The sequence below is a fragment of the Acinetobacter sp. ANC_7635 genome, assembly GCF_056779945.1.
Genome location: NZ_JBWYIS010000020.1, coordinates 17,929 through 32,714, shown reverse-complemented (window position 1 = coordinate 32,714; position 14,786 = coordinate 17,929). Strand labels below are relative to the sequence as shown.

Annotated in this window: 15 protein-coding genes; 8 read left to right on the top strand and 7 right to left on the bottom strand. The window is 38.1% G+C overall.

Annotated elements, in window-relative coordinates:
- Nucleotides 1-214 precede the first annotated feature (214 nt).
- Nucleotides 215-817 carry a TetR/AcrR family transcriptional regulator gene (locus AC1M89_RS14440; protein WP_035268244.1) on the bottom strand — a complete coding sequence of 201 codons (603 nt, stop codon included), beginning with the start codon at nucleotides 815-817 and terminating at the stop codon, nucleotides 215-217.
- Between the two features lie 84 nt (nucleotides 818-901).
- Between AC1M89_RS14440 and AC1M89_RS14435 the strand changes: the two genes are divergently transcribed.
- Complete coding sequence (locus tag AC1M89_RS14435; RefSeq protein WP_481592442.1) at nucleotides 902-2,110, top strand: oxygenase MpaB family protein; 1,209 nt, start codon at nucleotides 902-904, stop codon at nucleotides 2,108-2,110.
- A 42-nt stretch (nucleotides 2,111-2,152) separates the two neighbouring features.
- Here the strand turns inward: AC1M89_RS14435 and AC1M89_RS14430 are convergent, their stop codons facing one another.
- From AC1M89_RS14430 to def, 4 genes are all read right to left on the bottom strand, one after another.
- Nucleotides 2,153-3,082 carry a metal-dependent hydrolase gene (locus AC1M89_RS14430; RefSeq protein WP_092768017.1) on the bottom strand — a complete coding sequence of 310 codons (930 nt, stop codon included), beginning with the start codon at nucleotides 3,080-3,082 and terminating at the stop codon, nucleotides 2,153-2,155.
- A gap of 168 nt (nucleotides 3,083-3,250) precedes the next feature.
- A complete protein-coding gene (locus AC1M89_RS14425) occupies nucleotides 3,251-5,296 on the bottom strand; it encodes a TonB-dependent copper receptor (protein WP_481614379.1) in 2,046 nt (681 codons plus the stop codon).
- Between the two features lie 70 nt (nucleotides 5,297-5,366).
- Nucleotides 5,367-5,822, bottom strand: coding sequence for a DUF2946 domain-containing protein (locus tag AC1M89_RS14420; RefSeq protein ID WP_481592440.1), 456 nt, complete (start codon nucleotides 5,820-5,822; stop codon nucleotides 5,367-5,369).
- Nucleotides 5,823-5,908: 86 nt separating this feature from the next.
- Nucleotides 5,909-6,439 (bottom strand): peptide deformylase, encoded by a 531-nt coding sequence (def, locus tag AC1M89_RS14415; RefSeq protein ID WP_035268228.1) that lies wholly within the window; start codon nucleotides 6,437-6,439, stop codon nucleotides 5,909-5,911.
- A 122-nt stretch (nucleotides 6,440-6,561) separates the two neighbouring features.
- On the opposite strand from def, the gene AC1M89_RS14410 reads away from it, so the two are divergent.
- From AC1M89_RS14410 to tsaC, 3 genes are read left to right on the top strand one after another with little or no spacing between them, the layout of a single operon-like run.
- A complete protein-coding gene (locus tag AC1M89_RS14410; RefSeq protein ID WP_481592439.1) occupies nucleotides 6,562-7,713 on the top strand; it encodes a LysM peptidoglycan-binding domain-containing protein in 1,152 nt (383 codons plus the stop codon).
- A 14-nt stretch (nucleotides 7,714-7,727) separates the two neighbouring features.
- Nucleotides 7,728-8,924 carry a DNA-processing protein DprA gene (gene dprA / locus AC1M89_RS14405; RefSeq protein ID WP_481592438.1) on the top strand — a complete coding sequence of 399 codons (1,197 nt, stop codon included), beginning with the start codon at nucleotides 7,728-7,730 and terminating at the stop codon, nucleotides 8,922-8,924.
- A gap of 48 nt (nucleotides 8,925-8,972) precedes the next feature.
- A complete protein-coding gene (gene tsaC, locus AC1M89_RS14400) occupies nucleotides 8,973-9,542 on the top strand; it encodes an L-threonylcarbamoyladenylate synthase type 1 TsaC (RefSeq protein ID WP_481592437.1) in 570 nt (189 codons plus the stop codon).
- Between the two features lie 386 nt (nucleotides 9,543-9,928).
- Here tsaC and AC1M89_RS14395 read toward each other — a convergent pair whose 3' ends face one another.
- A complete protein-coding gene (locus AC1M89_RS14395; protein ID WP_035268220.1) occupies nucleotides 9,929-10,837 on the bottom strand; it encodes a DMT family transporter in 909 nt (302 codons plus the stop codon).
- Nucleotides 10,838-11,178: 341 nt separating this feature from the next.
- On the opposite strand from AC1M89_RS14395, the gene AC1M89_RS14390 reads away from it, so the two are divergent.
- From AC1M89_RS14390 to AC1M89_RS14375, 4 genes are all read left to right on the top strand, one after another.
- The gene (locus AC1M89_RS14390; protein WP_481592436.1) at nucleotides 11,179-11,700 is read left to right on the top strand and encodes a hypothetical protein; all 522 of its coding nucleotides are present in this window, start codon (nucleotides 11,179-11,181) and stop codon (nucleotides 11,698-11,700) included.
- Nucleotides 11,701-11,816: 116 nt separating this feature from the next.
- Entirely contained in the window at nucleotides 11,817-12,359 is a 543-nt protein-coding gene (locus tag AC1M89_RS14385; RefSeq protein ID WP_481592435.1) for a glutathione peroxidase, read from the top strand.
- Between the two features lie 194 nt (nucleotides 12,360-12,553).
- The gene (locus AC1M89_RS14380; protein ID WP_481592434.1) at nucleotides 12,554-13,138 is read left to right on the top strand and encodes a hypothetical protein; all 585 of its coding nucleotides are present in this window, start codon (nucleotides 12,554-12,556) and stop codon (nucleotides 13,136-13,138) included.
- Nucleotides 13,139-13,227: 89 nt separating this feature from the next.
- On the top strand, nucleotides 13,228-14,241 hold the full coding sequence (locus AC1M89_RS14375; RefSeq protein ID WP_481592433.1) for a pirin family protein: 1,014 nt from the start codon (nucleotides 13,228-13,230) through the stop codon (nucleotides 14,239-14,241).
- A gap of 6 nt (nucleotides 14,242-14,247) precedes the next feature.
- On the opposite strand, the gene AC1M89_RS14370 is transcribed toward AC1M89_RS14375, so the two are convergent.
- On the bottom strand, nucleotides 14,248-14,697 hold the full coding sequence (locus AC1M89_RS14370) for a hypothetical protein (RefSeq protein WP_179999932.1): 450 nt from the start codon (nucleotides 14,695-14,697) through the stop codon (nucleotides 14,248-14,250).
- Nucleotides 14,698-14,786: the final 89 nt, after the last annotated feature.

Below are 14,786 nucleotides of genomic sequence, written 5' to 3'. Positions count from 1 at the left end.
ACTTATTCTCAAAACTTAGATCCAACCTATTCAGCTAAACCCTTGTTTTTCAACAAGTTTTAATCAACATCACCGCCGATGGATGTGCATTATAGGCCATTTATTTTCTTACGCAACTACTTTTTCAATCTTTTCTATTTGTTTGTATAGTTAATAAACCAAATAAACATTAACTATATGTTTTTTATATATAATTTTTTATTTGTATGAACTTTTAACTCTTATCACTGTCTAAATAAGATAAAATCATTGCACTTAGTTCTCTTTTAAGCTGTTGTTCTGAAATAAGAAAATCATTGTTGCTTACAAACCTCATCATTGTGAACAAGGTACTATTAATAATCACAAAAGATTTATGCTTAAGTGTTTCGAAGTCCCAATGACGATAGAAACGATTAAATACATATAAACCAACTTCAAAAAAATGCTTTTCTAAAACCTTTGCTGCTTCGGAATTGTTGTAGCCATGCCAATGTTTGAGGACTTCAAAGAAGAAACCATTATCTTCTCTCATTACATCAAATCCGAATTGAAGACTAACATCGACTAAGGTTTTTAAATCCATTTCTTCTTGATTCATCGCCAGCGCTTTAAGTGACAAACCTAAGTTTTCACTCTTACGGCGTAACAATTCTAAAATTATCTGATCTTTATTTTCGAAATATTGATAGATAGAGCCGACGCTCACCCCTGATTTTTCAGATATTTTTGGCGTAGTGACTTGATCTAGGCCCATTTCAGAAATGCATATCAGAGTCGCTTCCAAAATACTATCGACTACCAGCTTTGCTCTTTGTTGTTGTGGTCTTTTTCTCATAGCTGCCATTCTAATAATGCGAATTGAATGCGAATAAATATTCATATTAATCTTTGATCAAACAATAACCAGATTAATTACACCATGTCAAATTTTAGCATTCCAAAACGTATGGCTTCATATGAGCGAATGAAGCGTAGCGATCTATTGTCCAAGCTTCTACACAAAATGACCGATCAAAACTTCATTCCAACTTATGCTGAATATTTAGAGTTAAATGAAAGTTTACATACGGGTGATCTGCCGATGGATCGCTTAATGGATTGGGTGATGACCAATCCACGCGAAAATCGAAAGCTTTTTGAAACAGCCTTATATCAAGGCTTAGATGCTCTTCCCAAACCAGTCCCTGAAATCAAAGCATTCTTTGATCTCGTGGAACAACAGCCTGTTTGGTTCGATCAAGAAAAAATTGATCGTGCAATTCAATTCACACATCGTTTAGGCTCGAATGTCACTTTTATTATGCGTGATCTCGCGCTAATGACTGGATATCAATACCCTGGCTTTAATCAACCTTTAATTTTAACAGGTGCTCTAAGCAAATATGCAGGCAAGCGCTTAGCAGAAACGCATAAATGGTGGCTAGATGTTACTAAGCCGAATGGATTTCAACGCTTTAATGATGGCTTTACTTCAACAATTTTTGTGCGTTTCATCCATTCTTTAGTTCGCTACCATCTAAAAAAATCTAAAGATTGGGACTGGGATATTTGGGGAATGCCGATTAACCAATATGATCAGGCAATGACAAATATTGCTTTCAGCGGTGTAATGCTTTTAGGTATTCGAGCAATCGGTATTTTTCCAAATAAAAGTGAAGTCGATGCGATTATGCATTTTTGGAAATATACAGGCTGGTTAATGGGTGTTGACGAACACTGGCTGATTGATAAAGAGTCTGAAGGCTGGAAATTATTGCAATGGATGAATTATGCTCATCCTCAAGTGGATGAAAGTAGTCGTCAGCTTGCAGTAAGCCTATCCAAAGAACCATTTGAACGCGAATATAAACATTTTAAACGTTTCATGCAGAAGAAAGCCTACCAGAATCACTTAGATGTTACCCAAATCTTTATGGGCCGTAAAAAAATGAAAAATTTAGGGCTTAAGCCTCGAATACTGCCGTGGTATCCACTGTATCTACTGACTAAAAATACTGTGATTTATGCTGGCGCAAAAAAAATACCAAAGCTTGATCTTTATTTACAGCGTAAAGGGCGATCACAACAAGAGCAAGCTCTCGATTTATATCAAAATGCAGGAAAACAGCTGGCAAGTATGCATCAATAAATAAAAAACCGAGCTAAGGCTCGGTTTTTTGCATGTATATTTTTAAGCCATTTTTAATGTCGCCTCTTGCTCAGCTCGAAGTGCTGATGGAGAGCGTGCTAGATAATCCAAAGCTTGTTGAGTATTACCTTCTTGCACAGGATGAAACTTTGGACTAAACCAACGGATAGTAGCTAAAGTTAAATGACTGAAGGTAGGAATATGATCGGTCTTACGACTAATTTTTTCCATTTGCATAATGAGTCTTAAAGTACCCATATGTCTAAACTTACCTGCATCTTTATCTTGTTTCAAAATTGTTTTGCCGCCTTCAACCCAAACCGCTGCCATAATAGGGAAGATAAAGGTCATCAAAGCATTTTTTGAAATTTGGAAATTAAACTCTGATTCAAACATATGTTTAAACAAATCATACGCAACCGTACGATGTTCAACTTCTTCAGCAAGATGCCAACGGAATAGATCAGCCATGATTGGATCGGCTTTATCCAATGAAGTATTGTCCAAGCTCCACTGCCCTGCCACACCAGTATAGTGCTCAATGGCTGCAATCACACCCAGTCGGAAGATTAACCAACGTTTTTCACCAACCACTTTTTTCATCATTTTGATACCTACTGGATTTTCTCCCAAAAGGATTTCAAAAAGATAATGCATGCGTTGAATGAACGGCTTTACATCTAATCCATGTTGATCAAAATAAACTTGTGCATGTTGATGAGTACGACCATGAATCGCTTCTTGCTGAATAAAACCTTTCACGTCAGCTTTTAATTGTTCGTCTTTGACGAACGGTAAAGCTTTATTAAATACACGGCAAAACCAAAACTCACCCGCAGGTAAAATCATATGTGCTGTATTCAACATATGGGTGGAAACAGGGTCATTTTCAATCCAATGCTTTGGAATATGATTGAAATCAAATTTTACTTTACGACCATGTAGTTGATGAACTTGACTCATTGTTGTCATTTTATTATCCATTACTTCTTTTTTATTATTTTTAAAATAATGATAACCTCATCACAATATCATTTAAGGACATTCATATTTTATGTCTGACAATTTCAAAGAAAACACCCATTAAGACGGCGATCTAAATGGGTGTTAGGCTTAATACGTCAAATAAACTGAATATGACTAGAACTTCATACTCACACGCGCCCAATAATTACGTCCTATATTATTAAATTGCTCATTCTGTGCAAAACCAAATCCAGCACTACCTGCTTTATTTAAGTGTTCCGTATAAACTTTATCCAGAACATTATCAATTCCAATACTCAAATCAACACCTTGATGAATTTGATAAGTACCATTTAAAGACAGCGTCGAGAAACCTGAACTCGTTTTAAAGTCCTTACCTACAATATTACCTTGATTAATACTGACACGATCCTGCCCATCTACCACACGCCACAATAAACCTAAGTTAAAACGCTCTTGCACATATCTTAAATTTACACGTGCTTCCAACGGAGATATTTGAGGTAAAGGTTGATGATCAGTTGTGTTTTTTCCCCAAGCATACATCGCACTAAGATCTGCCTGAACAGCATCGGTAAATTGATAACCTACACCAGCTTCTGCCCCTGCGATTGTCGCATCGACATTTCGAGAATCAGCAGCATTTTTACCATGACCAGTCATTTTTGCTGGGTCATAATTCAATAATATGAAATCATCGATCAAACCAGCATAAGCTGATGCCCATGAACTGAATGCCCCGTGATTATGTTGGTATCCAACATCCAACTGTAAGGTTTTTTCTGTTTCTAAATCCTTGAAAGTAGCAACAGCATTGCCTTGGTAATCTGTCTTAAATAACTCCCAATAATCTGGTACGCGCTCTACATAGCCTAGACCAATATAGGTTTTAGCATCATGCTCTGGATGTTGATTTTCAAACCGTATAAAACCACTTGGTAATGTTTCCTGACGTTCTTGAACCATTTTTAAGTTTTTAATCCTAACTTGATCAACCCGAACACCTGTGACCAACTTATTATGATCATTCAATGGATATGATAATTCAGTGAACCCGCCATAAGATTGAAACTTCATATCCTCTGTCAGTGGAGTATTCATCATTGGCATGCTTGAATGATACATTCCACCAGCATGTTGATTATTCTGAGTATCAACACCCGTAATGAATATTGCTTTATCCCACTCCATCGTTGTGGCTAAACGTGCATTTAAAGTACGACGTGTCACATTCATAGCGCGATCCGCCCCATCAACATCACGCAAACTAAAATTATCCATCATATGATCATTAAAGTTGTAATTGACTTGCGCCTCAACTTTTTTAACTACCTCTGAGAGATTCTTTTTCTCAAATCTTAATCCCAAGCTCTCGCGGGCAAATTTAGAACCATCCATATCTCGCCCAGCATATACAGCCTCACCATCAGCCTTACCGCCAGTTAACTCGATCCATGTATCTGCATTAGGTGTCCAGCCCAATGCTAAATCTGCATTCCATCGTTTCCAATCTGATGGTACGGTCGCCCCATTACCATCTTGATAACTATTTGAGACTGACCGGTTGCTATTGATTCGAATATATTTTTGTTCATCTCCTACCGCTGCCTCAATATTTTGGTCTAAACGCCCAAAAGAGCCCATTAATACACTTGCCTGACCTCGATAATTTTTTTCATCATTCAATTGTTCTGGGCGTCGCTCGAAAATCACAGTGGCTGCTGAACCTGTATTGGCGTACTGGACAGTTTGGGGACCTTTAATCACCGAGATTCGATCATAGCTCTCAGGTGAGATATACGAAGTCGGTGAATCCATACGACTCGGGCATGCGCCTAAATTTTCAGTTCCATCTGTTAGAATTTTGATTCGTGATCCATACATTCCACGAAAGGTCACATCACCATTCGTACCTGCACCACTATTTACGCTGCTAAACCCTACAATACTTTGTAAGTAATCTGCGCCATCCGACGCAGGAATAGGCTGAATGGGTTGCTTCGGGTTTGCCCGTACAATCAAGCCATTAGCATCATTACCTTGTAGAGCTGTAGCAACAATTGGCGCTAAGTTCGTCATGTGTGTATCAGGTGTTGGATTTGAAGCTGTAGATTGGACTTCAGCAAACGAAGTTTGCGCAATAAAGGCAATGGAAATCGCAGCCGCTAGTGGCTGTAAATAGAATTTTGGCTGAGCCATGATATATTCACTCAAAATTTAAATATGACAATGCTAGAGTCATTCAAGACCCTAAAAATAAAGACAATATTTAAGAAAAGAGTGGCGGTGCCCGACCTTGAGGTAAAAGGAATAAACGCTGTAAGTCGAAATAAATATGTTTGAACGCTTTTTGGAAGACGATCAAACGTATATTTAAACGTACAAAAACTTCTTTAACATTCAGCTCAGGTGGCAAAATCAAATTACCAAATACAGTACAGTATTGGCATTGATGGTTTGGGTCATGATGATCGTGCCCACTATGCGAGGATTCAACATAGCGCTTAAACTCATGATGTTCATGTAACGCATGTGAAGTGGAAACATGATGAGCGTGATGAACGAGCGTGGTAAGACCAGAATGACTAGGTTGTTCGAATAAGGCACGGGTGATCGTTTCGCAGACCGGCGCAATTTGGTATTGCGCTGGAAGCAAAGGCTGAAGAAAAACAGCGATCTGTAATAATACTGCTGCGAAACTCAGCAGCAACCCATTGCGGAACAAATTGTCATTCCAAATAAAATTTGAGCAATTATAACAAAGCCCAATCGAAATTGGGCTTTATCAACATATTTAAAATTCTTAGAGAATTAACGCTTTACAGCAACTTTTTCTTTTTGACGCTGACGAACGACTTTTTCTACCTTTTCACGCGCTCTTTGGCGTTTTAAAGGAGATAAATAATCAACAAATAATTTTCCGTTCAGATGATCCATTTCGTGCTGGATACATACTGCCAAAAGACCATCAGCTTCTAATTCAAAAGCTTGCCCTTCTAAGTTAATTGCGTCAATTTTGACGCGTGACGGACGCTCAACTTTATCGTATATTTGTGGAACTGATAGACAACCCTCTTCATAAGGTTGGGTATCTTCAGTTAATGGGGTGACTTTAGGATTAATAAAAACCATCGGCTGATTTTTATCTTCAGATAAGTCCATGACGATAAGCTGAATATGATGATCAACTTGGGTTGCAGCTAGACCAATACCTGGTGCTTCATACATGGTTTCAAACATGTCTGCAGCAAGTTGACGAATTTCATCCGTCACTTCCTCTACAGGTTTGGCAATAGTACGCAAACGGGGATCAGGAAAACTTAAAATTGGTAATAAGGCCATGCTGCTCCTCACCGGCTATGCCATTGATCTTAAAAATTAAATGAAGTTAATGCTTCATCAAATAATACGTGTAATATGCGTATTATAGCGCAAATAGATACATAATTTTAGGAATTATGATAATGAAAAAGGTTTTCAATGGCATGGCTTTTTCACATGCTCTGGGGTTAAAGAAACACTGCCTTTCACTTGCAATTTGCATTAGTGCGGGCTTGTTTACCGCGCAAATGACACAAGCCAGTCCAAATGTAAGCCCACCATCGATTAAGGCCGGTGCTCCTCACGTTTATGTGGTCAAAAAAGGCGACACTTTGTGGGACATTTCAGGTAAATTTTTGCGCTCACCTTGGCGTTGGAAAGAAATTTGGGCATCCAATAAACATGTCAAAAATCCACACTGGATCTACCCGGGTGATCGCTTACTACTCTGTACATTAGATGGGCGTCCACTGATTGGTAAAGATGAAGGTGATGGTTGTGAAGGCGTTATTCGTCGTCATCTTGGTGCTATCAATCTAAAACCTCAAGTACGTGTTGAAAGCTTAGGGAATACCATTCCAATTATTCCCTTGGATGATATTCAACCTTGGCTAGAAAGAAGTATTATCGTCGCGCCTGATGCTTTGCAAAGCACACCTTATATTCTCGGTTCGGCAGATCGTCGTATCGTTGCTGGGGAAGGTCAAACAGTTTATGCACGTGGTCAAGGGATTAACCCTGGACAAAGCTACGGTGTTTATCGTGAAGCTGAACCGTATGTTTTCTTAGATGAAAAAGGGAAAAAGTACACAGGTGCACTTGAACTGATTGAGGTAGCTACTGCAGTCGCTGTTGCCAACGAAAATGAAATTTCAACTTTAGAGCTTAAACAAAGTTTTAATGCCGAAGTTCGTCGCGGTGATTACGTTTTACCTAAATTTCAAAATGAATTACCAAGCCTCTTCTATCCAACGGCAACAACGGATATTCAGCCAGGCGGTCAAGTGATTCGTGTTATGGGTTCTATTGGTACAGCAGCTCAACATAGTGTTGTCACCATTAACCGCGGAAGCGTTCACGGTGCAAAAAATGGTCACGTGTTAAGTATTTTCCAACAAGGCGAAGTGGTTAAAGATCCGAAGACCAAAGAAAATATTCAACTGCCTAATCAGCGTGTGGGCAATTTAATGATTTTTAAAACTTTCGATCAACTAAGTTACGCTTACGTGCTAGACAGCGCACTCCCAATTAAAGTGGGTGCTGTATTAGAACCATCACCAATGGTTGAAAATTAAAATTAGGTGCAGATATGTTGAGCGAGATTAACGACCATCAGTTGGCTTATATTAAACTCTGGTATCTCGTTCAACATTCACTCAGTGCGTATCAAAAACTTGTTCAGCATTTTGGTTCAGCTCAAGATGCTGTACAGCAAAATCATCTACATCAATGGCATCAGCTCAACTTACATAAAAACCATATCGAGCGTGCATCTCAATTTTTCTCTGATCAACAGCAACAAGAATTTGAGCGAATTCTGCATCAAATTCATCAACATTCTGATTTTATGCTCACTGAGCAAGATCCAGACTATCCTCAGCAATTGATGCCCTATCATGACCGCCCCCCAATTTTATTTGGGAAAGGTAAAGCACAACATTTATCTGAAGCACAAATTGCCATTGTTGGAAGCCGTAAACCAAGTCCACATGGCAAACAAGTCGCATATGATTTTGCGTATTATCTGAGTGATCAAGGTTTTTATATCACGAGTGGATTAGCACAAGGGATTGATGAAGCAGCCCATCAGGGTGCTTTGCAACATGGCAGAACAATCGCCGTTATCGGTACAGGATTAGATTTAATTTACCCATCACAAAATCGCCCATTACATGATCAAATCTTGAAGCAGAACGGGACCATCATTTCTGAGTTTTTACCCGGTACAAAACCGCTTCAGCATAATTTTCCACGCAGAAATAGAATCGTAAGTGGCTTAAGTTTAGGAATATTGGTAGCGGAAGCTCAATTGGGCAGTGGTTCATTAATTACGGCCCAAGCTGCTGCAAATCAAGGTAAAACGACCTTTGCAATTCCAGGTCATATTTATAGTGAATTTCATCAAGGTTGCCATCAGTTGATTCGTGAAGGTGCCATCTTAGTTGATCATCCTGATCAGATCATTGAAGATTTAGCCCTGCCGACTCAATGGCAACATCATCAAGCATCACTGTCACGAAAAAACAATCCTAATGAATTCCAAAATGACGAAATAGCTCATTCAGTAGACCGTCCAAAGTTAAGTAAGCATGAGGATGATGAGCATTCGATTCCTATACATTTGTTAGCTGTATTTCAACAATTAGATTGGGTTGGTCGCGATCTCGATCAAATTGCAGCAACCCTTGATTTAGACACCGCGACACTCACCAGCCACTTGATGGAGTTAGAACTTTTAGGACGCTGTATTCAACAATCTGGGTTATACCTACGTTGCCGTAATTAAAATTAAGGTTCACAATAGTCTTTTCAATCAAGAGAATGGTGAACGCTTATGTTAACAACCTCAGTTGCTGAGGCTGCTCAATGTCTAAAACAAGGTCACGTTTTGGCTTATCCTACAGAAGCAGTATGGGGCTTAGGTTGCGACCCTTTTAATGAAAATGCTTTTAAAGAAATTTTAAGATTAAAACAACGTCCTATCGAAAAAGGGGTGATCTTATTGGCTGGTCAAGTCAGTCAGGTTGAACATTTATTATCAAAGCTTCCTCAAGACCGCCGTGATGCGGTGATTGAAAGTTGGTCACAAACATCTTATCAAGATCGCGCCACCACATGGCTTCTCCCAGCTGATGAGCAAATACCACTTTGGATTCGAGGCAAACATCCTAAGGTTGCTATCCGAGTCACCAACCATCCTCTTTGCATCGCACTGTGTAACGCATTTGATGGGTTCATTGTTTCAACCAGTGCAAATCCTGCTGGTTTAGACCCCGCTCGCTCATTGCAAGAAGTCAATCAGTACTTTGGTGCTGAATTAAATTATTTAAATGGAGATTTAGGCCTGAGCCAAGAACCTAGCCGAATATTAGATGCAGAAACAGGTGATGTCATTCGTGCTTAAAAAGCATGATATGCTGAGACTTAAAACTTATTATTTAAGACAAAAAAAAGCTCAGTCATAAAGGTATTGACTGAGCATATAAAAGGATGTGCTAATCACATCCAGAGGGTTCAGAAATTCATCTGTACAGAAAAAAGAGTGTATTATCGCTTTCTCTGCAGTACGCATATTATGCTACAAAAAAAAATATTACACAATTACTAAGACTTAGAGTTTCAAATCATCATTTTTCTTATAAAGATTAATTATTAGTTCAATTGATATAATTAAGTACCTATTTTTAATTATTAATTTTACTTTTTAAAAAGCCTAATGATAGTTAATTTAGATCAATAAGCTTTTATAGATTTTAAGTATAATAAAAAAATAAATCGATTGTCTGTTTTTTAAACACTCTTAGCCTTTATGAATGAAGTTTTTTTCTGTGCTAAAGCAATACCTATCAAAATCACGATTCCGCCTAAACTGTGATAAATCGTCCATGCTTCTTTTAACCAAACATAAGCAATGATGGCGGTAAAGATTGGCATTAAGTTCATAAAGATGCTGGTTCGATTTGGGCCTAAATGTTGAACAGCCAACATCCATACTAACGGCGCAATAATCGAAGGGAAAATTCCCGCATATAACACGCTCAAGCCGTTATCCAGATCAATTGCATCGAGACCCAATACGGCAACGAATGGTAAGTGGTACAACACTGCAAAACCAATCTGAATATAAAGACTAATCATTAAAGGGAGCTCGAGTTGCCACTTTTTGAGAAATACACCATAAAAAGCATAGAAGAATACCGCGACGATCATAATCATGTCGCCCCAATGCCCACCCAGATGCATCAGTGTATCTAGACGCCCCTGACCGATGACATAAATCAGCCCGATAAATGATAAAATACTACCCACCACTGCAAATCGAGTTGGAAACTCTTTTAAAATCATCAGTGAAACAAAAATGGTGAAAATTGGAATAAAGGCATTAATTATGCCCATATTGGTTGCAGTCGTGTAATGTGCTGCGGTGTAAGCCAACCCCTGATAAAGCACCATACCAAATGCACTCAGCACTGCTAATTTCACTATATTTTGTCGTACCAAAGTACGCTGTTTGATGACTTTAGGCAGGATAAAGGGTGTTAAAATCAAAAAAGCAATAATCCAACGATAAAAACTAATACTGACAGGTGAAATATACTCTGCAACATATCGTGTAATGGCTATATTCAACGACCAAATCAATACAGCAATGACTGGCAATGATAAAGCCCAGAGCAAATGCTTTTTTTCAAATGTCATATTTTCATCCTAATTTTTATTTAATCGTTAAGATCAAGTTTTCATCAATTTTTAGACTTTTTCATTCCATGAAACACACTCCCCCTTCATTGTTAATGACTGCAGAACAGCCATCTAAGTCTGAGATTTTTACTTAAAAAATTAAGTAGAGTGCTGTTCTATTTTAAAACACTTTTCACTTTTTTACAGGGATTCCTCTACAAAACAACACTAGAAGCTGTGTGTGAGCTATGAGATCGTAAATGCTTGAATTTTCCCATCAACGGGTTAACTGAATATTTTTTAATGTGCTTCATCGTGAATGTGAGTGCATTGAACCGAGCATATAAAAAGGATAAATTATGAAAAAACTTCTCATTGCATCACTATGCACTACAGCTGTTTTTCTAACCGCTTGTGATAAAAAGTCTAACGATCAATCCTCACCTACTGCCGCTGAAACAGTTCAAAGCAATACATTAAGTACCAATGTAAATGCAGATATTCAACATGACTTAGATTTACTGGATCAAATTTCAAATACGAAAGCCCAAGAGGCTTTGGCATTTCAAAATGAAGTAACGCAAGCTGCACAAAACAATAACAAAGCTGAGTTAGACGCAGTGGTCGAGAAAATGGATCACTATGTGGATCAATTTAATGATGATCTGGATAAACTTGCGCTCAAAAGTACTGAAGGAGCATCTCTTCGAGATAAAATGAAAGAATCGAATGAGCTTGGATTGGACCTCGCAGAAGCAGGTGTTAAAGAAAAGCCTGATATGAATGAAATCACTGAACTACAAAAGAAAGCTGTTGAGTTACAACAAAGCTTGTTACAGGACATGCAGAATCTTAAAAACCAAGTCGGGACAAAATCTTAACTCATAAAGCAGGCCGTCAGGCCTGTTTTTTTTCACTGTAGACACCTTGGTGAGATCTATATGCCATGGTATTTTCAATCTACATATTTTAAGTACTTTATGATTAGGACATTGAAATGGCTTCAGTATATAACATTCCAGTAAATACAATTCAGGGGCAGCCTGTTGATTTATCACAATACGAAGGCAAAGTATTATTGATCGTGAATGTAGCGTCTAAATGTGGCCTTACACCTCAGTACGAAGGTCTGCAAAAACTCTATAGTGAAAAAAAACAACAAGGATTCGAAATTCTTGGTTTTCCTTCCAATGACTTTCTTGAACAAGAACCAGGAAGCAATGAAGAGATTGAACAATTTTGTTCAGTAAATTATCAAGTGGACTTCCCTCTTTTTGCGAAAGTTCCAGTGGTTGGGGAGAATAAACATCCGCTATATGAAACTTTAACAAATGCCATTCCAGAGCGTATTGGTGAAGGGCCTTGGTGGAAAGATCTGGTTGATTATGGTTTAACGCCTAATAATCCCCCTGAAGTATTATGGAATTTTGAGAAATTCTTAGTTTCAAAAACAGGGGAAGTCGTTGCTCGTTTTGCACCAGACATCACTGCAGATGATGCGCGTATTGTTGATGCAATTAATGCTGAACTGGCGAAATAATCTCATCAAGATCAAGTGACGATCTTGTCACTTGATTATTTCTTATTCAATTCAATAAATATCTTCATTAATCTGTCAAAATCATAAGTTACTCTTTCACATTAAAATTTTTGTTATTGCTTTGCAAATATTCAGATTTAACTCATATTTGTATCGTATCTTGGAATGAAGTGATTAACGATTTGGTTTTATTAATGAAAGTATTTCAAAGCATTATTACCCCTTTTGCATTATTTGGCTTCGGTCTCGTGATGTTAGGTTGTCAGCCGCAAACCCAACCCGATCAAGAAAAGGAATCAACAGCAGCTAATGCTGAAGAATCTTCTCCTGTCCAAGTCACTGATCCAGCTGACTTAAAGTCAGGCAATATGTTTTATATTGTACGTGATGTGGCAGATGTACAACTGAAAGCCGGTGGATATATTGAGCAAATTCAACAGCTACAATCTGATTTAGAAGAAGCTGTAAATAATAAAGATCCACAAAAGCTAGATCAGTCAGTGCAAAGTTTGAAATCTCAATTACTAGGATTTAATGAGGCATTGACAGGACTTGACCTAAAAAGCCAAGAAATTGCCCAGATTCGTTCTAATATTTTAACGGCAAATGAAAATGTATTAGCTTCACCATTACTAAACGGCCAAGTGAATTTAAACAACATCGATTTTGCAGCTTTAGAAAAGCAAATGGGTAATATCCAAGGTGAAATGGTGAAATTAGCCAGTATGCTTTTGACTCAGTCCGGATCATCTACAGAAAATAATCAAGCCGAGGATTGATATACATTATTCTCACAAAATAGAGATGGTGGAGTGAGTGATTTGTCTTTAATTTGGATCTTAAATAATTCAAATATCATGGAGTCGGCATGTCTACCTCACCCATCTATAATATAACTCCTATTACTTTTCGTTTAGATTTAAAAGATCCTTTCATCTTTACTGCTCATCATATTGATCACTACCCTGCCGGGAATGCTGAAATGGGACCAGTTCATCCTGCAATCAATCAAGAATTCAATATGTATTATGGTAGTGTTGTTCCCGGCTTTCCCGAACATCCACACACGGGTTTTGAAACCATTACTTTAGTGGAACAAGGTTATGTCGATCATTTTGATTCCTTGGGTAATGGTGGACGATATGCTACAGGCGATGTGCAATGGCTAAGTACGGGAAATGGTGTTGAACACTGTGAAATGTTCCCGTTAATTCATCAGGATCGAGAGAATCCTTTTGAATTATTTCAAATTTGGTTTAACTCATCTCCAGAACAAAAAAAACAACCTGCTGATTATAAAATGTTTTGGCGTGAACAAATTCCTCATGTGAAAGTGACTGATCACCAGTCTCGCAGCATTGATGTACGAGTTATTTCAGGACAATATCAAAATCAAAATGCATTAAGTCGCCCACCACACTCTTGGGCAGCTGCAGCAGAAAATAAAGTGAATATATACTTAATTACTTTAGAAGCTGGCGCACACCTTGAAATTCCAGCCACGACCGCGACCTCTACTCGATTTGCTTACTTCTATCAGGGTTCAACTTTAAATATTGCTGATTCAACCATTCAATTCAAACATCTTGTAGAGCTTAAAGCTGACACCGAAATTCAACTTGAAGCAGGTGATCAAGAAGCGAGAATCTTATGGTTAGAAGGAGAACCTATTGGTGCACCAGTTGCAATGCGAGGGCCTTTTGTATTGAACAGCAAAGAAGAACTTGATGTTGCATTCAAACGATATCGTGAGACCCATTTTGGTGACTGGCCTTGGCCAAGTGATGCTCCAACGTTTTCACGTGAAACACCCCGTTTTGCAAGCTATGAAGGTGGTAAACGCAAGGAATATCCTGAACAAATGAGTTCAGATGGGGCTTAACAAGGTTTAAATATTACAGTATTCATCTTTGCCCAATGCTCGTTTAATATCCTGTTCAAAACGTGCATTGGGAAAAGGATAACGTTGAGGCAAATACAAGGTAAATCTTGTCAACGTAGGTGATAGCTTTTCTACAGTTGCCTTATGAACGTATTCACCACGTTCTGTTCGAGCAAATAGGGTTGCCATTTCAATATGCTCTTCAAGCTTGTTTTCAGTAAAGACTAGGTCATCATCACGTGTGAAACCGATACATCGACGATATGCTTGTCTCAGATTTTGAAATACGCTGAGATAATCCAACTCGATTTCAGCACTTAAACCATTTTTATACGAGTTGGCAACCAAGGCCGCTTCAGTAGGTTCATTGGGCTGACTTAAATAATAATTTTGACATGCGGTGAGCTGACTGAAGATAAATATGCTTAGCGCGATAATTAGACTTTGACGATACATTATTTTATTTGGATTTATTAGACTTATACCTGAATTGTAGCAAAGTCTAAGCCGTGATTTAATTCAGCTTTATACTTTTAATGTAATTG